20 protein-coding genes are annotated in these 24732 nt (G+C 31.3%); 9 read left to right on the forward strand and 11 right to left on the reverse strand.

Features of this window, described 5'->3' with window-relative positions; genetic code table 11:
* Together ABYI63_RS07045 and ABYI63_RS07050 are read right to left on the reverse strand one after the other, a co-directional pair.
* Window positions 1-822, reverse strand: an 822-nt coding sequence (locus ABYI63_RS07045; protein WP_372754886.1) for a nucleotide sugar dehydrogenase, incomplete at its 3' end; no start/stop codon positions are given.
* Between the two features lie 273 nt (window positions 823-1095).
* On the reverse strand, window positions 1096-2094 hold the full coding sequence (locus tag ABYI63_RS07050) for an SDR family oxidoreductase (RefSeq protein ID WP_372754888.1): 999 nt from the start codon (window positions 2092-2094) through the stop codon (window positions 1096-1098).
* Window positions 2095-2927: 833 nt separating this feature from the next.
* On the opposite strand from ABYI63_RS07050, the gene ABYI63_RS07055 reads away from it, so the two are divergent.
* The 4 genes from ABYI63_RS07055 to ABYI63_RS07070 all read left to right on the forward strand — a co-directional run bounded on the left by ABYI63_RS07055 (window position 2928) and on the right by ABYI63_RS07070 (window position 9204).
* On the forward strand, window positions 2928-4058 hold the full coding sequence (locus ABYI63_RS07055; protein ID WP_372754890.1) for a DegT/DnrJ/EryC1/StrS family aminotransferase: 1131 nt from the start codon (window positions 2928-2930) through the stop codon (window positions 4056-4058).
* A complete protein-coding gene (locus tag ABYI63_RS07060) occupies window positions 4055-5998 on the forward strand; it encodes a polysaccharide biosynthesis protein (RefSeq protein ID WP_372754892.1) in 1944 nt (647 codons plus the stop codon). The genes ABYI63_RS07055 and ABYI63_RS07060 overlap by 4 nt, the downstream gene beginning before the upstream one ends.
* Before the next feature lie 89 nt (window positions 5999-6087).
* Window positions 6088-6810: a polysaccharide biosynthesis/export family protein gene (locus ABYI63_RS07065; RefSeq protein ID WP_372754894.1), complete on the forward strand. Its 723-nt coding sequence runs from the start codon at window positions 6088-6090 to the stop codon at window positions 6808-6810.
* A 6-nt stretch (window positions 6811-6816) separates the two neighbouring features.
* Window positions 6817-9204 (forward strand): GumC family protein, encoded by a 2388-nt coding sequence (locus ABYI63_RS07070; RefSeq protein ID WP_372754896.1) that lies wholly within the window; start codon window positions 6817-6819, stop codon window positions 9202-9204.
* 122 nt (window positions 9205-9326) lie between these two features.
* Here ABYI63_RS07070 and aroB read toward each other — a convergent pair whose 3' ends face one another.
* Window positions 9327-10394 (reverse strand): 3-dehydroquinate synthase, encoded by a 1068-nt coding sequence (aroB, locus tag ABYI63_RS07075; RefSeq protein ID WP_372754898.1) that lies wholly within the window; start codon window positions 10392-10394, stop codon window positions 9327-9329.
* Between the two features lie 94 nt (window positions 10395-10488).
* Between aroB and ABYI63_RS07080 the strand changes: the two genes are divergently transcribed.
* A complete protein-coding gene (locus ABYI63_RS07080) occupies window positions 10489-11664 on the forward strand; it encodes a proline dehydrogenase family protein (protein ID WP_372754900.1) in 1176 nt (391 codons plus the stop codon).
* A 1-nt stretch (window position 11665) separates the two neighbouring features.
* On the opposite strand, the gene ABYI63_RS07085 is transcribed toward ABYI63_RS07080, so the two are convergent.
* From ABYI63_RS07085 to ABYI63_RS07100, 4 genes are all read right to left on the reverse strand, one after another.
* Window positions 11666-12730, reverse strand: coding sequence for a polysaccharide biosynthesis protein (locus tag ABYI63_RS07085; protein ID WP_372754902.1), 1065 nt, complete (start codon window positions 12728-12730; stop codon window positions 11666-11668).
* A gap of 96 nt (window positions 12731-12826) precedes the next feature.
* Window positions 12827-13423, reverse strand: a complete 597-nt coding sequence (locus ABYI63_RS07090) for a sugar transferase (RefSeq protein WP_372754904.1) — start codon at window positions 13421-13423, stop codon at window positions 12827-12829.
* Window positions 13423-13797, reverse strand: coding sequence for a hypothetical protein (locus ABYI63_RS07095; RefSeq protein ID WP_372754906.1), 375 nt, complete (start codon window positions 13795-13797; stop codon window positions 13423-13425). Before ABYI63_RS07095 ends, ABYI63_RS07090 begins: the two co-directional genes overlap by 1 nt.
* A 46-nt stretch (window positions 13798-13843) precedes the next feature.
* On the reverse strand, window positions 13844-15043 hold the full coding sequence (locus tag ABYI63_RS07100; protein WP_372754908.1) for an alanine dehydrogenase: 1200 nt from the start codon (window positions 15041-15043) through the stop codon (window positions 13844-13846).
* Between the two features lie 200 nt (window positions 15044-15243).
* Between ABYI63_RS07100 and ABYI63_RS07105 the strand changes: the two genes are divergently transcribed.
* Window positions 15244-17676: an outer membrane beta-barrel protein gene (locus ABYI63_RS07105; protein WP_372754910.1), complete on the forward strand. Its 2433-nt coding sequence runs from the start codon at window positions 15244-15246 to the stop codon at window positions 17674-17676.
* 289 nt (window positions 17677-17965) lie between these two features.
* Here the strand turns inward: ABYI63_RS07105 and ABYI63_RS07110 are convergent, their stop codons facing one another.
* The 4 genes from ABYI63_RS07110 to ABYI63_RS07125 form a co-directional block, all read right to left on the reverse strand.
* Window positions 17966-18496, reverse strand: coding sequence for a hypothetical protein (locus ABYI63_RS07110; protein WP_372755048.1), 531 nt, complete (start codon window positions 18494-18496; stop codon window positions 17966-17968).
* Window positions 18450-18593 (reverse strand): hypothetical protein, encoded by a 144-nt coding sequence (locus ABYI63_RS07115; protein ID WP_372754912.1) that lies wholly within the window; start codon window positions 18591-18593, stop codon window positions 18450-18452. Before ABYI63_RS07115 ends, ABYI63_RS07110 begins: the two co-directional genes overlap by 47 nt.
* A gap of 170 nt (window positions 18594-18763) precedes the next feature.
* On the reverse strand, window positions 18764-19204 hold the full coding sequence (tsaE, locus tag ABYI63_RS07120; protein ID WP_372754914.1) for a tRNA (adenosine(37)-N6)-threonylcarbamoyltransferase complex ATPase subunit type 1 TsaE: 441 nt from the start codon (window positions 19202-19204) through the stop codon (window positions 18764-18766).
* 70 nt (window positions 19205-19274) lie between these two features.
* The gene (locus tag ABYI63_RS07125) at window positions 19275-20828 is read right to left on the reverse strand and encodes a PglZ domain-containing protein (RefSeq protein WP_372754916.1); all 1554 of its coding nucleotides are present in this window, start codon (window positions 20826-20828) and stop codon (window positions 19275-19277) included.
* A gap of 104 nt (window positions 20829-20932) precedes the next feature.
* On the opposite strand from ABYI63_RS07125, the gene ABYI63_RS07130 reads away from it, so the two are divergent.
* The 3 genes from ABYI63_RS07130 (at window position 20933) to ABYI63_RS07140 (ending at window position 24718) form a co-directional block, all read left to right on the forward strand.
* On the forward strand, window positions 20933-22150 hold the full coding sequence (locus tag ABYI63_RS07130) for an HD domain-containing protein (RefSeq protein WP_372754918.1): 1218 nt from the start codon (window positions 20933-20935) through the stop codon (window positions 22148-22150).
* 148 nt (window positions 22151-22298) lie between these two features.
* Entirely contained in the window at window positions 22299-23321 is a 1023-nt protein-coding gene (gene lpxD / locus ABYI63_RS07135) for a UDP-3-O-(3-hydroxymyristoyl)glucosamine N-acyltransferase (protein ID WP_372754920.1), read from the forward strand.
* Window positions 23312-24718, forward strand: coding sequence for a bifunctional UDP-3-O-[3-hydroxymyristoyl] N-acetylglucosamine deacetylase/3-hydroxyacyl-ACP dehydratase (locus ABYI63_RS07140; protein WP_372754922.1), 1407 nt, complete (start codon window positions 23312-23314; stop codon window positions 24716-24718). The genes lpxD and ABYI63_RS07140 overlap by 10 nt, the downstream gene beginning before the upstream one ends.
* Window positions 24719-24732: the final 14 nt, after the last annotated feature.

Raw genomic sequence — 24732 nt, forward strand, 5'->3', positions numbered from 1 at the left:
TAAATAATAAGGGTCAACACCTATACAATGTCCACCAACTAAGCCCGGTTTAAAAGGTAAAAAGTTCCATTTGGTACCTGCTGCTTCTAAAACCGCATGGGTATCGATGTCCATTAAATTAAAAATTTTGGCCAATTCGTTTACGAAGGCAATATTGATATCGCGTTGCGAGTTTTCAATCACTTTCGCCGCTTCAGCTACTTTTATGGTAGGAGCGAGGTGGGTTCCTGCTGTAATTACAGAGGCGTATAAGTCATTGACTTTGATGCCAATTTCAGGCGTTGAGCCAGCGGTTACTTTTAAAATTTTGTCAACAGTATGTAATTTATCACCCGGATTGATACGTTCTGGTGAATAGCCTGCATAAAAATCTTTGTTAAAGGTAAGCCCGCTTAATTTTTCTAAAACTGGGATGCAATCGTCTTCGGTTGCTCCCGGATATACGGTAGATTCATAAATGACGATATCTCCCTTTTTGAGTATCTTTCCAACAGTTTCACTGGCTTTATATAGCGGTGTTAAATCGGGTCGGTTGTTTTTATCAACAGGCGTGGGGACCGTAACAATATAATAGTTACAATCTTTGATATCTTCTATATTGCAGGAACAATATAATCCGTTGGAAGTATCGGGATGCTTTTTTAATACTTCGGATAAAAGCGCTTCTTCAACTTCAAGCGTTACATCGGTTCCAACTTGTAATTCTTTTATGCGTTTTTCATTAATATCAAAACCTACCACATTATATTTTGTTGCGAACAATCGGGCTAAAGGTAAACCGACGTATCCTAAACCGATGATGGCTATTTTTATATCTTTCATGTGTTGTTTATTCGTTGATTCGTTGATTTGTTTATTTGTTTTTGCGCTATGCGTTTATTTGTTTATTTGTTGTGCTGTGTTTATTGTTGCGCTTCGACAGGCTCAGCGTGACGTTTTTTATTTATTTATGTTAATTGTTTTTGTATTGTGTTTATTCGTTTATGATTGTTCACATTTCTATCAACTATCAACTATCAACTATCAACTATCAACTATTCACTATTCACTTTGTCACCCTGAGCTTGTCTAAGGGTACTATTCACAATTTAAAGCTTATTCCAAATGTTCCCAATACCAAGCCACGGCTTCTTTTAAACCAGCGCTTATATTAAATTGGGGGTTATAATGTAACAGGCGTTTTGCTTTTTCGATAGATGCTAAGGAGTGCGGGATATCGCCGATGCGATTTTCACGATGTTTTATTTCTATATCTTTTATAGTGGCATCAAACTCTGATAAATAGGTTTTTAATAAGGTGGCCAGTTCCTTTAAGGTTGTACGATCTCCATAAGCCGTGTTGTAAACCTGATTTAAAGCATCCGGATTATCTGTAGTGAGAGCCAATAGATTCATTTGAACCACATTATCTATGTAGGTAAAGTCTCTAGAATAACTGCCATCACCATTAATTACAGGTGATTCATGTTTAATAAATTGTTGAACGAATTTTGGAATTACCGCAGCATACGCTCCATTGGGATCCTGACGTTTTCCGAATACATTGAAATACCTAAGGCCAATGCTATCGAAATTATAGGTAGTATGAAAAATATCGGCATATAATTCGTTAACATACTTCGTTATTGCGTAAGGCGATAAGGGGTTTCCAATAGTTTCTTCTACTTTTGGCAAGGCTTCATGATCACCATAGGTGGAGGAACTTGCTGCATATACAAAGCGTTTTACCCCTGCATCTCTGGCAGCTACCAGCATATTTAAAAAACCAGAAACGTTTACGTCATTCGTAGTTATGGGATCATTTATCGATCGTGGTACAGAACCTAAGGCCGCCTCATGTAATACATAAGTAACATTTTCGCAAGCTTTTTTACAATCGTCAAGATTTCTGATATCACCCTCTATGAGTTTAAAATTCGGAAAATTTAAAAAAGGTTCAATGTTTTCGCGTTTTCCAGTTGAAAAATTATCTAGGCAAACGACATTAATGTTTTGGGTGACTAAAGTTTCAATTAAGTTAGAACCAATAAAGCCAGCTCCTCCAGTAATAAGTACAGACTTATCACTTAATTTATTTAGTTGTTGTTGGGTCATTTTTTAGATTTGGTAATATTTAGTAGTATAACAAAGATTGCGATTAATTTTCAGAAAAGGGAAACTATTATATTAATGTTGAGGTTTTTCCGATGAAATTCATAAGAATGTTAATTTATCCGATGAATGAATCGATTTTAATTTGATTACATTAGTAGTTGTAATTTTTTGGATTGCATTTGGTGGTCTGAACTTTCATAGTAGAATAATTAGTGTTAGTTGGTGTGTGTTTTTTCATATGTTACAAGATAATGAAAAACTAATGGCTTTCAAAGTTTGTTGAATAAAAAAGGTTGATGCCTTAAGTTGGATTGTATATTTTGATGTTTCCAACATTTAAGGCCAAATTTTAAATACTAGGTTATAATAAAAACTTAAAAATTATAGTTTTAAGTTGTAATTAAGAATTTGTAAATCGATAATCTACCAAGATTTACTGTGTATTAAATTTGAAATGTATTTAACCGATTTTTACAAGACTTTTAGCGAAATAACCAAAAACTTGTCTTTTTCATTAAAAACTATCACTAAATTTACATCATAATTACGAAATTGAATTGATTAATAGCCTCATTAATTTAATTGTAAGAATGTTAATATTTTTTTTAAATCTCTCAAAATTTAACTATTTCAAAATAGGAGAAAATATATTTAAAACATTTGAACCAATTAATATTAAGTTATTAGTTAATTAAATTTTGTCATGTTTTACAGAGGGAATTACCAAAAAAACATACTAAAATCGGTACTTAGTAATTTACTAGGGCAGGCTTTCTATGTTTTTTTATTACAACTCAAGTTCATTAATATAGGTTATAGAAAATAATAAATAAGTGCTAACTAAAACTAAAATATATTTATCATCACCACACATGGGCGGTTCGGAGCAAAAATTTGTTTCTAATGCTTTTGATACCAATTGGATCGCTCCTCTTGGTCCGCATGTGGATGGTTTTGAAAAAGATATTCAAGAATATTTAGGAAACAATACACATGTGGCGGTATTAAGTTCTGGTACTGCAGCCATACATTTAGCACTTCAATTATTAGGTGTTTCTACGGGAGATGAAGTGTTATGCCAAAGCTTTACTTTTTCAGCTTCAGCTAACCCTATAATCTATCAAGGTGCAACACCCGTTTTTATTGATAGTGAAGTTGACACTTGGAATATGTCTCCTGAACTTTTGGAGACAGCTATCATTGATAGAATTCAAAATTATAAAAAACCAAAAGCCATTATCGCTGTTCATTTATATGGTATGCCATATAAGGCCAATGAAATAAATGCCATTGCGAAAAAATATGATATTCCTGTTGTAGAAGATAGTGCAGAAGCGTTTGGTAGTAAATATCATGGTTTTTCTTGTGGAAGTCTTTCAGATATAGGTATTTTATCTTTCAATGGTAATAAAATAATTACGACTTCGGGAGGTGGCGCCTTAATTACCCATAATGAGGATTTAAAAAACAAAGCCGTTTTTTTAGCAACGCAGGCACGTGATGCCGCTCCGCACTATGAACATTCTAAAATAGGTTTTAACTATAGAATGAGTAACGTTTTAGCGGGGATTGGCCGCGGACAAATGGAAGTGTTGGATAACCATGTTGCGGCTAGAAGAGAAAATTATAATTTTTATAAAAAATATTTGTCTAAATATCCATCTATCTCATTTTTAGAAGAACCTGAAGGTTTTTTTTCCAATAGATGGCTTACATGTATAAAAACAGATTCCTATGCGTTAAGGGAACAAATTAGACTTGATTTGCTTGAAGATGATATTGAATCAAGACCTTTATGGAAACCCATGCATTTGCAGCCTGTGTTTAAAGAATGCATGCATTTTACAGACGGTACTTCAGAATCGCTTTTTGAAAAAGGATTATGCTTACCAAGTGGATCTAATTTAACCCCTGATGATTTAGAAAGGATTCTAAAAACAATTTTAAAAAACCTCAACTTATGATACAGAATTATTTTGCCTACTTCTCTCAAAAATATGCCTCGAAATGGTTGGTATTTATTATTGATTTAGCAATCGTTTTGATTGCGTTTTGTGCTACTTATTTAATTAGGTTTAATTTCACTTTAGGTTTTGACTTAAATCAATTTTTATTTCAATTACCATTTATATTAGTTGTATCAGCAATAAGTTTCTTGTTTATTGGTTCTTTCAAAAGTGTAATTCGTCATACCGGATTTACAGATGTTGTAAATTTATTTAAAGCAGTTTCTTTAATTACAGTTTTAACAATTGTTTTCGTTTTAGTTAACAAGGAAATACATATTATTGAAAACTTCACTATTCCATTAGCTATTGTAATTTTGCATGCTTTATTAAGTTTTGTGATGTTAAGTGCCAGTAGATTAATTTTTAAAATGAGTTATAACCATTTAAAATGTCAACTTAAAGAATCAAAGCGCGTTTTAATATATGGTACTGGTGACTCAGCAATTGTTACTTATAATGCCTTAATTAGTAACGTTAGAGAAAAATATGATGTTCTTGGCTTTATAGATGATAATTCGAGTAAGAATGGGCAGTCCATAAATGGAATTTCTATTTTAAATAAGAAAAAAATTACTCAAGAATATATTGATGAGCATAATATAAATGAAATCATAGTTACTTCTGAAAATATTACTAAAGATCGTTTGATTAGCTTGGTTAACCTAAGTATTAAAATCACCAAAGTGCCGCCTATTGAAAGTTGGATAAATGGTGAATTAAATGTGCATCACATAAAACAAGTCCAAATAGAAGATCTTCTAGGTCGTGCTCCAATTAAAATAGATAACCCTAATTTGGTTAATGAATTTAATGGTGAGACTATTGTTGTTACAGGTGCCGCAGGTTCAATAGGAAGTGAGTTAGTTAATCAATTGTCTAATTTCGATGTAAAACATTTAATTCTTGTCGATCAGGCTGAATCGCCGCTTTATGAAGTTCAACAAGATTTGATAAGAAATGGTAAACAGAATTTCACAGCCATAGTTGCGGATTTACGTGACGGTTTAAGAATTGATGCCATTTTTCAGGAGTACAAACCAACCATGGTTTTTCACGCTGCGGCATATAAACATGTTCCTTTAATGGAGGATTCTCCTTATGAGGCTATAAAAATAAATGTGAATGGTACTAAATTATTAGCAGATACTGCATCACGTTATAATGTTAAAAAGTTTGTTTTCGTCTCAACAGATAAAGCTGTAAACCCAACAAGTGTGATGGGAGCAACCAAGCGAATTGCTGAAATGTATATTACTTGTTTACAAAAGCAAAGTAAAACGAAATTTATTACTACAAGATTTGGTAATGTTTTAGGCTCTAATGGTTCAGTAATCCCTTTATTTAAAAAGCAAATTGAAAATGGTGGCCCTTTAACATTAACACATAAAGATATTACAAGATTTTTTATGACCATTCCGGAAGCAGCGCAACTGGTTTTGGAAGCTGGCACCATGGGTAAGGGTGGCGAAATATTTATATTCGATATGGGTGAGTCTGTTAAGATATTTGATCTTGCCACAAACATGATAAAATTATCAGGTCTGAGATATCCTGAAGATATTGACATTAAAATTACTGGTTTACGACCAGGTGAAAAACTCTATGAAGAGTTGTTAGCTAATGGTGAAAATACTTTATCTACTTATCATAAAAAGATAATGATTAGTAAAACACGAGAACTTGATTACACACAAGTAAAACACGATATCGAAGAGTTATGTATAACTAATCGTTTTCAAAATAATAACATTGTTATGAAAATGAAACGATTAATACCAGAATATAAATCAAATAATTCGGATTATGAACGTTTCGATAAAAAGGTTCAAATTTATAAGAAAGCTAAAGAACTTTTAAAAGAAAAAACCGACAACAAAACTTATGGTAATGCTTAATTAAGCAAATTTTTTATTATTTTCCCCAAATATTTACTGTTATGACTAATTCTTTTAAGTACAACAAAATTGTTGTTATATTTTGTTTTGTGATTTTTTTAATATCCTGTAAAACGAAGCAGGATGTCGTTTATTTTCAAAATGCAAAAAGTTTTGAAACAATTGTTAATACTGACACCTTTAAGGCTAAATTAAAAATAGGCGATATTGTTAGTATTTACATATCTACGATTGACCCCACGGTCACTCAACCTTATAACATTTTAATTCAAAGTGGAGCTGGAGGAGAATTAATTGATTATTTAATTGATGTTGATGGTAATATTGATTACCCTGTACTTGGGAAGGTTAAATTGGTTGGTTTAACTATTGAAGAAGCTAAAGAACTTTTAAAAAAGAAGTTTTCTGACGGCCAACTATTGAAGGATCCGGTTGTTATGATTCGCTTTGTTAATTTTAGAATAACAGTAGCTGGTGAAGTTAATAGCCCAGGTGTTTATCCAGTTTCTGGTGAACGCGTTTCTATTTTGGAAGCACTAGGTATGGCTGGAGATTTAACAATTAAAGGTAGACGTGATAATATTTTAGTTATTAGAGATTTTAATGGTTCAAAGACTTATACCCGTGTTGATTTAACAAATAAAGAAGTATTTAATTCTCCTGTGTATTATTTAACGCAGAACGATTATGTTTATGTTGAACCTAATAATTCAGCAATTAGTGGCGCTTCAGGGGATACTAGAATAAGTACCATAATTACGATTTCGTCCTTTATTTTAACCACTGCTCTTATTTTTGTGACCAGAAATTAATGAATTATGAAAGACATTAATAATGTTTCTGAAGAAAACACATCGTCCCCCTTTAATTTAAAGAAAGCAATTTTACTATACACCAAACGCTGGTATTGGTTTGTATTGAGTGTTTTAATTTGCTTAGCGGTTGTGTTTTTTAAGTTACGTTATTCAACACCAGAATATTTAGTTTCTGCCAGAATTATGTTGTTAGATGATGGAGAAGCTACTGGTGCCAATGCAGCCTTTAAAGACTTGCAATTTTTTTCGCAAAAAGAAGAAGCAAGGATAGAGGATGAGATTGAGGTTATTATGTCCGTAGATTTTTTTAAAAGCATTGTAAAGGATTTACGAATTAATATCACCTATTTTGCGGAAGGGCGTATTTCAGATACCGAGGTTTATAAAAATGCACCAATAAACCTGAATTTCATAGCATCAGATTCCATTATAAATCAAACTGATTTTGGCTTTTATATCGAAATTTTGTCGGAGAAAGATTTTGCATTTCGTGTTAATGATGAAGACACACCAGAAACCTTTTCGTTTGGAGAAAAAATTCCTACTTTTTTTGATGGTATATTGATTACGCCAAGTAATCTTGACATTAAGAATAGTATAGGATCGGTATATAGAATTCAGATAACTCCAGTTAAAGCAGTTGCAGAAGATTTGAAAAATAGAGTTTTTGTATATCAGGAAAGTCCATCTTCAAAAATATTAAATATCGGAATGGAAGATCCTATTATAGAGAAGGGGAAAGATATTATTAATGCTCTTATTTTAAAATACAATGAAGCGACACTTTATCAAAAAAATATTAAATCTATAAATACAACAAAACTTATTGATGATCGAATAGAATTAGTTTCAAAAGATTTATTGGGGGTTGATGATAGTATTGTGCGGTTTAAAACTGGTAATAAATTAACAGACGTCACATCGGAAGCTGGGCAATTTTTAACAAGCAATATGGCTAATGAACAGCAATTAGAATTGTCTAGAATGCAACAGCGTCAACTAAATTATATGGAATCTGCCTTGCAAGATGCAGATACTTATACACCCATTCCTTCCAATTTAGGTCAAGGAGATCCGGTTATCGGGACATTGTCGGCAAAGTACAATGAATTAATTGCAGAAAGAGAACGCTTATTAAAGAGTGCTGGAGAAAAAAATTCAGTAGTTGTCCAATTGGATCAAAATTTAAAAAACATTAAAGAGAACTTAAGTCGCAGTGTGCAGAGTTCTAAAAAATCCTTAGGAATACAAATTAATAGTTTAGAAAACCAATCAAGTAAACTTAATTCTAAAATATATTCTGTTCCTGGTCAAGAAAGTAAATTACGAGGTATTGAACGTAAACAAGGAATCAAAGAACAACTTTACCTTTATTTATTAGAAAAAAGAGAAGAAGCTGCCATAACGCTTACAGCTACTTCACCGGGTTCTAAGGTAGTAGATCAGGCTAGTAGTTCAGGAATACCAGTATCTCCTAATAAGAAAATGATGTATATAGCAGGTCTATTTATTGGATTGTTAATTCCTTTTGGGATTATATACGTAGGAGACTTGTTAGATACTAAAATTCATAGTAAAGAAGATTTAGAAAAAGAAATAAAAAATATTACCATTTTGGGTGAAATTCCTCAAATTAAGAGTAATCTAATTGGTTCTGAACAGTTATTAATTGAAAAAAATGATCGTTCAATTTTATCTGAATCTTTTAGAATAATTAGAACTAATTTTGATTATGTAAGGCGAGGTAGATCGGTGAAGAATTACGACAATGTTGTTTTTGTAACATCCACAGTAAAAGGTGAAGGCAAGTCGTTTTTTAGTATGAATACAGCGCTTACAATTGCAAATACAAATAAAAGAGTTTTGCTAATTGGAGCTGATATTAGAAACCCTCAAATAGCTCCAATACTTAAAAGTAAGTCTACATTTCATGAAAAGACCATTGGTTTAACCGAATTTATTGTAGATAAATCAGTTAAAGTTGAAGATACTATCAACTCTTATACGATTAATGATATTAAAATTGATGTTTTACTGTCTGGTAAGGTGCCGCCCAATCCGGCCGAACTTTTAATGGCAGACAGAATTAAAGAAGTTTTTGATTACGCATCAGTAAATTATGATATTGTAATTGTGGATACGGCACCTGCAATGTTAGTTACAGACACCTTGTTAATTAGTCAGTATGCAGGACATACTATTTATCTTACTAGAGCAGGCTATACTGAAAAACAGATTTTAAAATTCACAAAAGAGATTTTTGCGAATAATAAACTTAATGGAATGATGTTGGTTGTGAATGATGTAAACCAATCCAATTTTGGTTATGGTGCTAAATATGGGTATTATGCTACTACTAAAAAGAAACCATTTTATAAGAAATTCTTCTAATAACTAAAAATGTCGCGAGTTAAACCTATGTTTACTTGCGACATTTATGTAATATTACAGCTTATTAAATATTTTATTTTCAGAATATTTATAAAAAAATAGATAATCAAATATAAAAATTGTTAGGAAGCATAGAATTTAAACGCATCAATTATAACAGCATCGTCAACCAGGCAATCTATTTTATGTTTACCGATGCCTTCCAATAGAACAAAATTTATATTTCCGTGGTTATTTTTCTTGTCATATTTAAGAAGTTCCATAATGGCAGAATATTCACTTTCTTCAATGCTAACTTTGCCATAATAATCCACAAAAAGGCTTTTAATGCTTGAAGTTAATTCCATTGGAAATCCAACTAATTCCGTAGAAATGTAACAAGCTAAAATCATTCCAATAACAATGGCTTCACCATGTAATAAAGGTGTTTTATTAGGGTTGCTTAAAAAATATGATTCAATAGCATGTCCTAAAGTATGACCAAAATTCAATGTTTTTCGAAGTCCATTTTCAAATGGATCAACATCTACAACATGTTTTTTAATCATTACAGATTCGTGAATTAAGGTATCCAAATCCTTTAAAGTAAGATTTGATAATTCTTGAAATTTATTCCAATAACCTTCATTACTAATTAGTCCATGTTTAAGCATCTCTGCTAAACCAGAACGCATTTGGTTTTGAGGTAAGGTGTGTAAGAATTGGGTGTCAATTAATACCAAGTCAGGATTACTAATTACACCTATTTGATTTTTTAAATGACCTAAATCTACGCCTGTTTTACCGCCAACAGAAGCATCAACCATAGATAAAAGTGTGGTAGGAACATTTACATATGCAATTCCACGTTTAAAAGTACAGGCTACAAAACCTCCCAAATCGGTAATAACACCACCACCAATATTGATAAGTAAACTTTTTCTATCAGCGTTCAGTTCAGAAAGTGTGTTCCACACGCCAACACAAGTTTCAATGGTTTTATTTATTTCTCCAGATTCTATTTCAATAATTTCTATGGCGATATTCGTTTCTAATTTTTCAATAAATCTTGGAAGACAGTATTGATGAGTGTTTTCATCAACTAAAATGAAAATTTTCGAAAAATTATTCTCTTTAAGATGCTTATTTATAGAAGAATAGCATGTGTTATTAAAATGAATAGTACAATTATTTGCTACAATGGATTCCATGAAATATTTAACTTTTTTTTAGGCTGTGAAATTAAGGAGATTTTATATAAAATAGTACTTTAGCTAGAATAATCTTTTAATAAAATTGGTTTTTATGAGCACGGAACGCTTATTTGACAACACAAAAATTGCATTTGCACTAAAATCTGACTCTGAACTTGAGCGTGCTTATTTTCTTTTCAAAATGATATCTATTGAACCTTTGGTTAAAATAGGAACAGCAGCAACAAATCTTGCATTAAAAGCTAATTTGCCAATAGAAGGGTTAATCCGATCTACAGTGTTCGATCATTTTTGTGGTGGAGTAAATGAGACAGATTGTTTGCCAATAATTGAAAAAATGTATGAAAAGGGTGTTAGTTCTGTTTTAGATTTTTCCGTGGAGGGTAAAGAAAGTGAAGTGGACTTTGATAATGCTATGAATACCATATTAAATATTATTGAGTTTGCTAAAGATGTAGATGCAATTCCAATTGCTGTATTTAAACCTTCAGGATTTGGGCGTATAGCACTGTTTGAGAAAATCGGAAAAGAGCAACCACTTAATAGCAAGGAAGTTACAGAATGGCAAAATGTTGTAAACCGATTTGATGCCGTATGTAAAAAGGCTAAGGATAATGATGTTGCCGTTTTGATTGATGCAGAAGAAAGTTGGATGCAGGATGCGGCTGATGATTTGGTAACTCTAATGATGAAAACGTATAATACAGAAAAAGCTATTGTTTTTAACACCTTACAAATGTATAGACATGATAGGATGGCTTTTTTAGAAAAAGAACATTTAAAGGCCAAAGAAGGTGGGTATTTTTTAGGTTATAAATTAGTGCGCGGTGCCTATATGGAGAAAGAAAATGAAAGGGCAGAAGTGAAAGGGTATAAGTCTCCTATTTGTTCGAGTAAAGCTGCAACCGACGACAATTTTAATGCTGCTGTTAATTATATATCCGATAATTTAGACACTATTTCTCTATTTGCTGGCACTCATAATGAAGAAAGCTCCTATTTGCTTATGGATCTTATGAGTAAAAAAGGGTTAAGTAATAATGACTCAAGAATTTGGTTTGGACAATTATATGGTATGAGCGACCATATTAGCTTTAATTTATCTAATGAAGGTTATAATGTGGCAAAATATATGCCTTTTGGACCTGTAAAAGATGTGATGCCTTATTTAATAAGACGTGCAGAAGAAAACACATCGGTTGCAGGACAAACAGGAAGGGAGTTAACTCTTTTATCAAGAGAAAAAAAGAGAAGAAAAATGCTATAATTTATAAATACATTTTTAATTTCCTTTTTATTTCTAAGGATGATTGATAGGGGGTTATTTTTTCTAAATCATTTAAATTTTTGATTTTCAATGATTTATTGGGTTTTCTCATTACCTGTAAAATAGCTTCGTTTTCGGTTGGAATTATAAATTCATCTTCCGAAATCATTGTCTCTTCATGTTTTTCTCCTGGTCGTAAACCCGTAATTTCCATTTCAATTGTTTCCTTAGGGTAAAATTTAGTTAGAACTTCAACTATATCAATTAGTTTTATGGGCTCTCCCATGTTAAACGTAAACAAGTTACTTTCCATTTTATTAAAAGTTGCTAGTTGTAAAATTAAATGACAAGCCTTATGCTTTCCTATAAAATAGCGCGTAATGGAATTACTAGTAATAGTAAGTGGCAAATGCGATTCAATTTGTTTTATAAATATAGGCAAGACGGAGCCATTAGATCCCATTATGTTTCCAAATCGGGCAATAGAAAATATGGTGTTACTACTTTGAGATTGTTGTATTAAATAATTTTCGGCAATCCGCTTGGATATTCCCATCACACTTATGGCATTAACCGCTTTATCGGTTGAGATGAAAATAAATTTTTTTACTTCATAATTAATGGAAAGATCGGCTAACAATTTTGTAGCTAAAATATTAGTCTTTATGGCTTCGTAAGGGTGTGCTTCCATTAAAGGAACGTGTTTATAAGCCGCAGCATGAAATATGATTGTAGGTTTATATGTTTCAAAAACATATTTCAGTTCATCTTGCTCTTTAATATTTAATAAGATAAATTCAATTTTGCTTAATTCTTCATTTTCAAAATCTTTATACAAATTATATAGTGGCGATTCTGCCACGTCTATTAAAATCAGCTTTTTGAATTGACCCGCTACTATTTGTTTGGAAAGTTCACTCCCAACAGAACCAGCAGCTCCAGTAATCAAAATTGTTTCGTTTGAAAAATCAAAACTATGATACTCTTTTTTTTCGTTTTCAAACGAACGAATTAAACCAGAATCTTCAATTAATTGCCTTATATGGTTATAGGTGTTTTTATTCATTTAAAGGTTTGGTTAAAAGCTGTTTATGTAAGTTGAAAAACCAAATCTAAATTAGGAATTATATGAAGCTAATCCAAGCAGAAATAGATCAAAAGGTTATTTGGTTACAACTTTTACAATAGTGAGGAAAATTAGCTTTAAATCGAATAAAAAATTACGATTTTCAATATATTTTTTATTGTATTTTAGTTTATCGGGAATAATAGTTTTTATAAAAAAACTTTCAGGGTCTTTTGCGGCTTTTAATAATTCCACTTCATTTCTATATTTTAATGATGCTAATCCAGTAATTCCTGGCCGAACCACAAAAATTTTCATATCATCTTCGCTGTAAAAATTTACATAATATCGAAGTTCCGGACGTGGTCCAACAAAACTCATATCTCCTTTTAGAATATTGATAAGCTGCGGGAATTCATCAATTTTATAACGTCTCAAAAAATAACCAACTTTAGTAATTCGGTTATCATGGTTTCCTAAAGTAAGCAGACCTTGTGTTTCTGATTGTGTTCGCATAGTGCGAAACTTGAAAATATTGAAGTCTTTATTATTTTTACCAACACGACCCTGAACAAAGAAAACGGGGCCTTTAGAGTCTATTTTAATAATTAAGGCAATAATTAAAAGAAACGGAGCTAATATGATTAATCCAATTATAGAAAAAAGTACATCAAACCAACGTTTTAAAATCATTAATTTTCTAATCTAAAATTGGTAATGGTCGCGATACTATCGCAGTTTTCAACGGTAAGAATGATATCTTTTTCATTATAATCACCTTCAATTATATATAAAGCGCAAGGTTTTTTCCTTGTTTCACTTTCAGAAAAATTTATATTTCCTTTCTTTAAAATATAAGAAATCGCAGAAGAGTCTAAGTTATTGGAATTCAATCCAAACATCGTTTCTTCAGAATAAACTATTTTTTTTAATCGTATATTTTTTAAAACCCGAGCATCTGGGCCATAACTGCATGATGTTTTCTTTCCACTTAGGAAGAAAGCTAAAATTATTAAGCCAAGAGAAAAACCTCCTAAATAATATCCAAAACGCTGAAGTAAAGTCATTTATTTTTTTTAGAAACTAGTATAGAAGTCGATAATTGTGGGTAGCTTAAAAAATAATCAAATTAATATCACTATAATTTAAATTGAACCACTCACCAACTGATTTACTAGTTAAAATTCCATGGTAAAAGTACAATCCATTTTTTAAACCTCTATCAAAACGAAGAGAATTTTCTAAACCACCATCTTCTGCAATTTTTAAGAGATAGGGCGTACAAATGTTACTTAAAGAAACAGAAGCAGTTCGAGAATAGCGTGCAGGAATATTAGGAACACAATAATGAACAACACCGTGTTTTACAAATGTAGGTTGTTTATGCGAGGTTACTTCGCTAGTTTCAAAACAACCTCCCATATCAATACTAACATCAATTATAATAGCACCTTTTTTCATGCACTGTACTAGACTTTCAGTAACAACTATTGGAGATCTATCATTACCTCTAACGGCTCCAATAACAACATCACAGCGTTTTAATGCCTTTGTTAAATTTTTAGGCTGTAGGGTAGAAGTGAATAATGGCCTGCCAAGGTGTGTTTGAATACGTCTTAATTTTGTAATGGAGTTATCAAATATTTTAACGTTAGCTCCAAGTCCTATGGTGCTTCTGGCTGCAAATTCACCAACAGTGCCTGCACCTAAAATAACCACTTCCAATGGCGGTACACCACTAATATTACCAAACATTAAACCATTTCCTCCTCTAGTATCTGATAATAATTCTGCTGCGATAAGTACGGAAGCAGTTCCAGCAATTTCACTTAATGATTTTACTGCTGGATAGGTACCGTCGGAATCTCTGATAAACTCAAATGCTAACGCCGTAATGCGTTTAGCAGCAAGTGCTTCAAAATACTTTTTATGTTGCGTTTTTATTTGTAATGCTGAAATTAGTATTGTTTGTGGATTAATAAGTTTAACCTCTTCTAAACTTGGTGGTTCCACCTTTAAAATCATAGGGCAAGAAAACACTTTAGCGGTATCATTAGTTATTTCTGCACCAGCTTCACTGTAATCTTTATCACTAAAATTCGCACCATCACCAGCTCCAGACTCAAGTAATACTCTATGGCCATTACTTACAAGTGCATAAACGGCGTCGGGCGTTAAACATACGCGTTTTTCTTGAAAAGCGGTTTCCTTTGGGATACCAATAAATAAGGCTCCTTTCTTTTTAAATATCTCAAGTGTTTCTTCTTGAGGTAAAAGTTGTTGTTTGGTAAAAGGAGACAATTGTTTTGCCATGGTTATATTGTTTAAAAAATCAAATTACAAATAATATTTTATTGAAAAGAAATTTTTCAAAAATAATTATTCTACAATTTAAATGGGGTTTGTTTATCGATTAAATAAAAAATAAAAAATTGAACTAAAAAGCTTAGAAAAAGTTATGTATAAAATCAATTTAACTTAATTTTATGGTTTTTGTCGATTGAAACAATTTTATGCTAAAGAAATTCTTATTCTCTCTTATTTATTTATCATTTGTTTTCGGTTACTCTCAGGGTTTTGTTATTCAAGGTCGTGTGATGGACGAACAAAACCTTCCCATAGCATTTTCCAATGTTGTTTTATATGTATCTGAAAATTTAGACTATGTTTACGGAACTACTACTAATGAAAAAGGTGTATTTCAATTTGATAATGTAAAAACGAACAACTATACCATTGTAATTAGTTATTTAGGTTTTGAATCGAATACAACAGATTTTTTGATTGATAAAGATAAAAACCTTGGAACCATAGTGCTAATAGAAAAGGTTGAAACGTTAGATAATGTAACCATTATTGCAAAAAGACCAACGGTAAAACACTTGGTAGATAGATTAGTTTTTAATGTAGAAAACTCTACGCTTTCAAATAATAATGTATTAGATATTTTAAAACATACACCAGGGGTTTTGGTACATGATGGTAAAATTTCAGTAAAGCAATCTACGCCAACCGTTTATATAAATGACAGAAAAGTACATTTATCATCTACTGAAATACAGCAATTATTAGAAGGCACTTCAGCCAGTAACATAAAATCCATAGAAGTAATAACAAATCCGCCAGCTAAATATGAGGCTGAAGGAGGGGTTGTACTTAATATAATTACTAGTAAAAATATAATAGCAGGGTATAACGGTAGTATTTTTGGAAATTATAAACAGGGAAGTGAATATCCTAAATACGCTTTAGGGACGAGTCATTTTTTTAAAACGAATAAATTAAATACTTACATAAATTATAATGTGAGTCCAAGAAAGGATTATAGGCATAATTATGAAAAAATAAATTTTATTGAAGACAACCAAACTACTTCCAGTTGGGAAACGGATTATGTGAGAACACAACAGACTTCAAACCACACTGTGAATGCTAACTTGGATTATCAATTGGATACAAATAACAGTTTAGGTTTTTCTACCAATATGTTAATATCGCCAAGAGAAAACACCAAAAGAAATGTAAATTCTTTAACAGAGGTTTTTAGCTCTAGTTATACATTGGACTCTTTATTTAATACCATTAACAGGGTGGTAGATGAAACTTTTAATTTCGCCTTCACACTAGATTTTGTGCATAAATTTAAAAAAGAAGGTGAAAAGTTACTGGTGAGTGCACATCATACTAATTATGATTTTTCAAGTTTTCAGGACGTTCAAACTGGATATTTTTTGCCAAATGAAATTAACGCTTTTAGGAATAATAATTTTCAAACCTTTTCAAATCAAATAATACAATTGTATAGTGGTCAGGCAGATTATGAATTGCCATTAAATGCATCTGCACAATTTGAAGCAGGGGGAAAGGTTTCAAAAATTAATTCCGAGAGTAAGTTAAGGCAATATATTGTTGAAGATGATGAAAAGACCGATGATATTGAAAATTCCGATACATTTTTATATGATGAATTTAATTATGCATTATATGCAAGTTATTCAAAAGATTGGGATGATTGGAGTATGAAATTTGGTTTAAGAAGTGAATATACAGATATTGTTGGTAATTCATTAGCAACCAATACGAGTAATGAAAGTAATTATATCGAATTCTTTCCATCCTTATATGTTTTAAATAGATTGAATAGTAACAATGAGATTTATTTTAATTATAACAGACGTATTTATCGTCCAAGGTATAACGAACTAAATCCATTCAAATATTTTTTGAATGATAATGCATACATTACTGGAGATCCTAACTTAAAGCCGCAAATAGACGACGTTCTAACACTTGGTTATACATTTCATGAAAACTATACTTTTGAGTTGTATTATCGTTTTGAAAACAACCCTACTTTACAAATTACATTTCAGGACAATGAAGAAAAGCTCATTAAATATATTAATACGAATATTGATAACAGCGTTTCCTATGGGCTGGATTTTACTACCTACACTAAAGTGATTGATAGATGGAATATATACGTTTTGTCATCTTTATTCTATTATGAAAATAAATTTTATGCTCTAGAAAGTGACGATGAACTAACAGAAATTAATAAATGGTCGTTTTATGGAAATGTTGTAAACTATTTTAGTTTTTTGAAGGATGAAAGTTTGACTTTAGACGTGTCTTATTTATTTATAACACCAATGATTGACGGACCAACAGAAGTAAGTAGTAGACAAGGTTTAGATATTAATTTAAGGAAAACATTTTGGCAAAATAAAGCATCCCTAAGTCTGGGATATATGGATGTTTTTAATACTCAAAATTTCACAACCTCCACAAAATATTTAAATCAGGATGTGTTTTTTAAATCGATAATGGAAAACAGACTGTTTACAATAGGTTTTAATTACAAGTTTGGTAATAGAAGTTTGAGGACCAATCAAAAAGAAATTGATTTGGAAGAACGCGATCGATTAAATTCAAAAAATAATTAATACTATTGTTGGATTGCGTACTAGAGCATTTAGTTTCACGCATATTAACTTTAATTCATTCTAAGGCACTCATAGAGCAAAGCAATTCTAATCTTAGAAAAAGGCCCTACAAAAAAGGAAAATACTTTAAATTTTCTATTTTTTATACAGATTAATTAATTTATTTAAAAGAAAATCTGTTCAGAAAGTTGGAGTATAAAACTATTCGAAACTATTAGTTCTAGAAGGTGAAGAAATTATTAATTAGTGAAGATTAAGAAGAAGTCAAATTCTTTAATTCTAAAAGAAATTAAAAATATTGTTTGACTTTGTCCCAGAAGTTTTTGGGTCTAACTTTAAACTCTTCCTCTAGTTCCTCTAAAGATTTAGTGGCATCATTTATACTATTAAATATTTTAGCTCTAATCAAATAAATTGAAGGTATTATAATCGCCATAATAGGAATTAGATACATTAGTTGATTGGAATCAACGTTTTGTAAATCTTCATTAAAAGTGTTAAATATTTGATAAGAATACATGGCTATTGGTACTAATAAGGCGTGAAACCACCAATGGCGGCAAGTAAAAAACCATATAATTAATAAAAGTAAAGGAATTGCTTTGGTTGTCAAAACCCACATAGAAACTTGGGCGCTTTCATAAAAACCGCTGTGGTAGGTAAATAAAAAAGTGTTCCATACTTTAACAGCAGGAACACTTTCATATACATAAAATAAATAAGGAGTTATTGCTATAAAAGTCGCGATAATACTCCCTATAATCAAACTTCTCCTATCCGTGGGTAGGGATTTTAATTTTGGCTTTTTCAACTTTTGCACTTTGTTGCTCACTGTTGTTTGTGTTGTTTGCAGCGTAAGCTGTGAATAACATTCCTCCGAATATCGCTAGTGCGATTACATACTTTTTAGTTTTCATTTTTTAAGGGATTTAATTAATTATTACCCAAATTTAACTAAAGAGTATGTTGCGGAATGCGTCGAAATGTTAAAGAAATGTTAAATACATGGGTTTTTCATTTTTCATACTGCGGGTTTCCCGTAAAACTAAAAACTTTGGTACATTTCGTTGCCTTTTTTCACTATTTACTACTCGTTTATATTAATTTTTAATGTCAATTTTCTTTTCTCTGCTGAGTCAATTTCTAAGTTTACTACATCATAATCAGAATTCAATAAACTTTCAATAATCTCTGGCCATTCTATTAAAACCCAATGCTCAGAATCTAAATAATCTTCAATTCCGAAGTTATAGGCTTCTTCTATATTTTTTAATCTATATAAATCAAAATGAAAAATTTTGTCATTTTGTAATTCATATTCATTAACAATTGAAAACGTAGGACTACTAACTTCGTCTGTGCTTCCTAACTCTTTTACTAGAGACTTAATTAAAGTAGTCTTGCCAACACCCATATCACCAATAAGTAATATTGTTTTGGTTTTAAAATTTCTTAAGAGTTGTTTTGCAACTTCCTTTACTTCAAATAGTTGATAATTTACTTCCAACTTAACAAATTTAATTAGCAATAGTACAAATTAAATATTAATAAAACTAATAAAATGATGTATTTTATCGGTGATTTTGGTATTACATGGGTTATTTAGGATTGAATACAATAAATGGTATTATCATTTCTTCTAGGGAAATGCCTCCGTGTTGGTAGGTATTTCTAAAATAACTCACGTAGTGATTGTAGTTGTTCGGGTAAGCAAAAAACAAGTCGCTTTTTGCAAATATATAAGAGCTACTCATGGTAATGGATGGTAAATGAATGTCTTGGGGGTTTTTAAACACTAAAACTTCTTTGCCTTCATAAGTTAAGCTACGGCCAGTTTTGTAACGAAGGTTTAAACTGGTATCTCTGTCTCCAATAACTTTAGATGGGTTTTTTACATTTATAGTTCCGTGGTCGGTGGTTAAAATAAGTTTGAATCCAAGGTGTTGTGCCTGCTGAATCATTTCTAATAAAGGCGAATTTTTAAACCAACTTAATGTTAAGGATCTATAGGCTTTATCATTTGATGCTAGCTCCTTAACGACCTCCATTTCGGTTTTAGAATGTGATAGCATGTCAACAAAATTATACACAACAACTGTTAAGTCGTTGTTTTTTAATGTTTTGAAATTATCTACTAATTTTTTACCACCTTTTAAATTAGTTATTTTATGAAATTCTGTAGTTAAATTAGTTAAACCTAATCGTTTCAATTGTGTTTGTAAAAATTCTTCTTCATGCAAATTTTTGCCACCTTCGTCTGTATCATTTTTCCAATATTGTGGGAATAGTTTTTCCATATCACTTGGCATTAAACCTGAAAAAATAGCATTTCTAGCGTATTGTGTTGCTGTTGGTAAAATGCTGAAAAAGGCATCTTCTTTCTCTTTTTTATAATGGTTATTTATAATGGGTTCAAAAACCTTCCATTGGTCGTAACGTAAATTATCAACAACCACCAATAGAGTAGGCTGTTCTTTACTTAACTCTGGAACCACTTTTTCTTTGAAAAGCGTATGAGACATTATTGGAGCGTCACCATTTCTCTGAAACCATTTTTCATAATTTTTCTCAATATATTTACCGAATTGAATATTGGCTTCAGTTTTTTGAGATTCCAATATTTCAAACATACCTGCATCTTCAATATTTTCAAGCTGTATTTCCCAATAAATTAGTTTTTGATATAGGCTAACCCATTCTTCATAGGAGTTTACCATTGCTAAATCCATAGCAATTTTTCTAAATTCTTGTTGATAGTTGGAGGTGGTCTTTTCAGAAACTAATCTGGAGTGATCTAAATTTTTCTTTAGACTTAAAAGAATTTGATTTGGGTTTACAGGTTTTATAAGGTAATCTGCTATTTTATTACCAATTGCCTCTTCCATAATATATTCCTCTTCACTCTTAGTTATCATAACAACCGGAAGATTGTCTTGTTTTTCCTTTATTTCATTTAAAGTTTCAAGACCAGTAAGTCCAGGCATATTTTCATCTAAAAAAACAATATCGAAATTGTCAGTATCTAAAACATCAATAGCTTCCGTACCACTTTTACAGGTGGTTACTTTATAATTACGCTGTTGTAAAAACAAGATATGTGGTTTTAGTAAATCAATTTCATCATCTACCCAAAGTATTTTTATTATATTCATTTATGTCTTTAAATAAGTATTAATAGTAATTTGTTTTTAATATAGTCCTTTATATAAGCTCTATATATTTATATTTGTATTGTAAAAATCTTAACTTTTAAAGTTTGAACAAACTTAAAATATTAAACGACCCAATTTACGGATTTATTACCATTCCAAATTCGCTCATATTCGATTTAATTCAGCATAAATATTTTCAAAGGTTGCGCCGAATTACCCAAATGGGACTTTCTTATTTGGTTTATCCAGGCGCACATCATACCAGATTTCATCATGCTATTGGCTGTGTGCATTTAATGCAAAAAGCAGTTAATGTACTGCGTTTTAAGGGAGTTACAATTTCTTCGGAAGAAGAAAATGCACTTTATGTTGCCATTTTATTGCATGATATTGGTCATGGTCCGTTCTCGCATGCCATGGAGCATAGTATTGTAGAATCGGTATCTCATGAACAAATTTCATTGCTTTTTATGGAGCGTTTAAACAACGAATTTAACGGAAGTTTAACGCTTGCTATTCAAATTTTTAAAGGAGAATACCCAAGAAAATTTATGTGTCAGCTTATTTCAGGACAATTTGATATGGATAGAGCAGATTACTTAAAGCGTGATAGCTTTTACACAGGGGTTGCTGAAGGTAATGTAAATAGTGAGCGATTAATAACCATGCTTAATGTGGTTAATGATGAATTGGTTGTTGAAGAAAAAGGAATATACAGTGTAGAAAAGTTTTTAATAGCCAGACGGTTTATGTACTGGCAAGTTTATTTGCATAAAACAGGTTTAGCTGCGGAACAGTTGTTGATTAGAGTTTTGCAACGAGCTAAGGAGTTACATGATAAAGGACATGAATTAGAAGCTAGTAAACCGCTTTTATTCTTTTTAGAAAATAAAATATCAATTGAGAATTTTTCTGAAGATACTTTAGATGTTTTTTCGCAATTAGATGATTTTGATATCATTTCAGCAATGAAGCATTGGCAACACGATTCCGATTTTGTACTAAGTAATTTATGCGAAATGATCATTAACAGGAACTTGTTAACCGTTAAATTAAAAAATAAGTCAATAAAAAAGGAAAGTTTAGATAAGCATATAAAGAAATTAATGTTTAACAAGAATATATCCGAAAAGGAAGCACAATACTTTGTTTTTAAAGGTCAAATTTCCAATCAGGCTTACCAAAACAACGATAAAGCCATTAATATTTTGCATAAAACAGGGAAGATTCAAGATATTGTTTCGGTTTCCGATCAGTTTAATTTAAAAGCACTTTCAAAACAGGTTACTAAGCATTATATCTGTTATCCTAAAGAAACTTAGATTAACAAAAACATAACATTAAATTTAGTTATTTGTTTAAGTAGCTGTAAGTGAGTGTAAAACAATAAGAATTTTCAATAGGAAAAGTTTAGTACATTTTTCCTATTTTTGCCAAAACCAAACTAAACAAAACAACAAACTTTAAAGTGTGAAATTTACAGCACAGCAAATAGCAGGGATATTAGAGGGAGATGTGGTTGGAAATCCAGATGCTGAAGTATCTAAACTTTCAAAAATTGAAGAAGGTTTTTCCGGCTCTTTAACGTTTTTGGCAAATCCGAAATATACACCATTTATTTATAGTACGGAAGCTTCGGTTACTATTGTAAATAAAACATTCGTTCCGGAAAATGAAATAAAAACAACTCTTATTAAGGTGGACGATGCTTATTTGGCATTTTCTAAAATATTAGAATACTATAATTCTATAAAACTAAATAAGATTGGGATAGAACAACCATGTTTTATTTCAGAATCGGCATCTTATGGAGATGCTGTGTACATAGGTGCTTTTACATATTTGAGCGATAATGCTAAAATAGGAAATAATGTAAAAATATTTCCAAATGTATTTATCGGCGAAAATGTCGTTATTGGAGATAATACCATTGTTTTTTCTGGAGCAAAAATTTATTCAGAAACTGTTATAGGGAATAACTGTGTAATAAATTCTGGAGTAATTATCGGTGCCGATGGATTTGGTTTTGCACCTAACCAACAGGGTGGCTACAATAAAATTCCCCAAACGGGTAATGTAATTATAGAAGATTTTGTAGATATAGGAGCAGCCACTACAATTGATAGGGCTACAATGGGTTCTACTATTATTCGGGAAGGGGTAAAATTAGATAACCATATTCAAATTGCTCACAATGTAGAAATTGGTAAACATACAGTAATTGCTGCACAATCTGGTGTTGCGGGTTCCAGTAAAATTGGTAGCCACTGTCAAATTGGTGGTCAGGTTGGTATTGCGGGGCATATCACCATTGGTAATAATGTAAAAATTCAAGCGCAATCAGGTATTGCAAGAAATATAAAAGATAATGAAATCCTTCAGGGATCACCTGCTATAGCCTTAAATGACTATAATAAATCGTACGTTCACTTTAAGAACTTACCAAAGATTGTTAAAAATATTAATGATTTAGAGAAAAATAAATGGGAATAGTAACTACTGAAATTAAGCAAAAAACTATTAAGAACGAAGTTTCTTTAACAGGTGTTGGTTTACACACAGGTAAAAATGTAACCTTAACCTTTAAACCATCTGAAGTTAATACCGGATTAGCTTTTAAACGTGTTGATTTGGAAGGTCAACCCATAATTGAAGCGGATGCTAATTTTGTAACAAATACCCAAAGAGGTACTTGTATCGAAAAAAATGGCGTTACAATTCAAACATCTGAACATGTACTTGCTGCTTTAGTGGGATTGGATGTCGATAATATTATTATTGAGCTTAATGCTTCCGAACCTCCAATTATGGATGGTTCGTCTAAGTTTTTTGTAGAAGCTATTGAAAAAGCTGGTCTTGTAGACCAGGATGCTTTTAGAGAAGAATATGTGATTACGGATATTGTATCTTATATTGATGAAGACTCCGGTAGTGAAATCTTAGTAATGCCTTCTAAAGAGTATCAAATTACAACTATGGTTGATTTTGGTACGAAAGTTTTAGGAACTCAAAATGCAACTTTAAATCAAATTTCAGATTTTAAGGCTGAAATTTCCAATGCAAGAACATTCAGTTTTTTACATGAAATTGAAATGTTACTTCAAAATGGATTAATAAAAGGAGGAGACCTAAATAACGCTATTGTTTATGTAGATAAACCTTTATCTGCAGAAACTATGGAGAAACTTAAAGTTGCCTTTAAAAAGGAAAGCATTGCCGTAAAACCAAATGGTATACTAGATAACTTAACATTGCACCATCCAAATGAAGCTGCAAGACATAAGTTGTTAGATGTTTTGGGTGATTTATCTCTTGTAGGAACTAGAATTCGCGGAAAAGTTATTGCTAATAAACCAGGCCATTTTGTAAACACGCAGTTTGCTAAAAAACTATCTAAACTTATTAAAAACGATCGCCGTAATAACGTGCCAAATATAGATTTGAATCAACCGCCTTTAATGGATGTGAATCAAATCATGGCAATGTTGCCACACCGACAACCATTTTTAATGATTGATAAAGTTTATGAACTTACTGATAGTCATGTAACTGCCATGAAAAATGTGACCATGAATGAAGAGTTTTTTGCAGGTCATTTTCCTGGTGCCCCAGTAATGCCAGGAGTTCTAATAGTTGAAGCAATGGCTCAAACTGGTGGCATTCTGGTTTTAAATACGGTTCCCGATCCAGAAAATTATTTAACATTTTTCATGAAAATGGATAATGTTAAGTTTAAACAAAAAGTAGTACCGGGCGATACTTTAATTTTTAAATGTTCGTTAATTACACCAATTAGACGCGGTATTTGCCACATGCAAGGCTATGCTTATGCCAATGGGAAGCTTTGTGCTGAAGCGGAATTAATGGCGCAAATATCTAAAGTGAAATAATAACTAATTATTTC

This window comes from Mariniflexile sp., assembly GCF_041583155.1.
GTDB lineage: Bacteria > Bacteroidota > Bacteroidia > Flavobacteriales > Flavobacteriaceae > Mariniflexile.

Excerpts from the sequence above, each read along its gene's own strand:
- aroB (WP_372754898.1), bottom strand. The coding sequence starts at position 10,394 with ATGGAATCCATTGTAGCAAATAATTGTACTATTCATTTTAATAACACA.
- ABYI63_RS07140 (WP_372754922.1), top strand. The coding sequence starts at position 23,312 with ATGGGAATAGTAACTACTGAAATTAAGCAAAAAACTATTAAGAACGAA.
- ABYI63_RS07105 (WP_372754910.1), top strand. The coding sequence starts at position 15,244 with ATGCTAAAGAAATTCTTATTCTCTCTTATTTATTTATCATTTGTTTTC.
- ABYI63_RS07050 (WP_372754888.1), bottom strand. The coding sequence starts at position 2,094 with ATGACCCAACAACAACTAAATAAATTAAGTGATAAGTCTGTACTTATT.
- ABYI63_RS07115 (WP_372754912.1), bottom strand. The coding sequence starts at position 18,593 with ATGAAAACTAAAAAGTATGTAATCGCACTAGCGATATTCGGAGGAATG.
- ABYI63_RS07060 (WP_372754892.1), top strand. The coding sequence starts at position 4,055 with ATGATACAGAATTATTTTGCCTACTTCTCTCAAAAATATGCCTCGAAA.
- ABYI63_RS07095 (WP_372754906.1), bottom strand. The coding sequence starts at position 13,797 with ATGACTTTACTTCAGCGTTTTGGATATTATTTAGGAGGTTTTTCTCTT.
- ABYI63_RS07070 (WP_372754896.1), top strand. The coding sequence starts at position 6,817 with ATGAAAGACATTAATAATGTTTCTGAAGAAAACACATCGTCCCCCTTT.
- ABYI63_RS07100 (WP_372754908.1), bottom strand. The coding sequence starts at position 15,043 with ATGGCAAAACAATTGTCTCCTTTTACCAAACAACAACTTTTACCTCAA.
- ABYI63_RS07085 (WP_372754902.1), bottom strand. The coding sequence starts at position 12,730 with ATGAATAAAAACACCTATAACCATATAAGGCAATTAATTGAAGATTCT.
- ABYI63_RS07125 (WP_372754916.1), bottom strand. The coding sequence starts at position 20,828 with ATGAATATAATAAAAATACTTTGGGTAGATGATGAAATTGATTTACTA.
- ABYI63_RS07080 (WP_372754900.1), top strand. The coding sequence starts at position 10,489 with ATGAGCACGGAACGCTTATTTGACAACACAAAAATTGCATTTGCACTA.
- ABYI63_RS07090 (WP_372754904.1), bottom strand. The coding sequence starts at position 13,423 with ATGATTTTAAAACGTTGGTTTGATGTACTTTTTTCTATAATTGGATTA.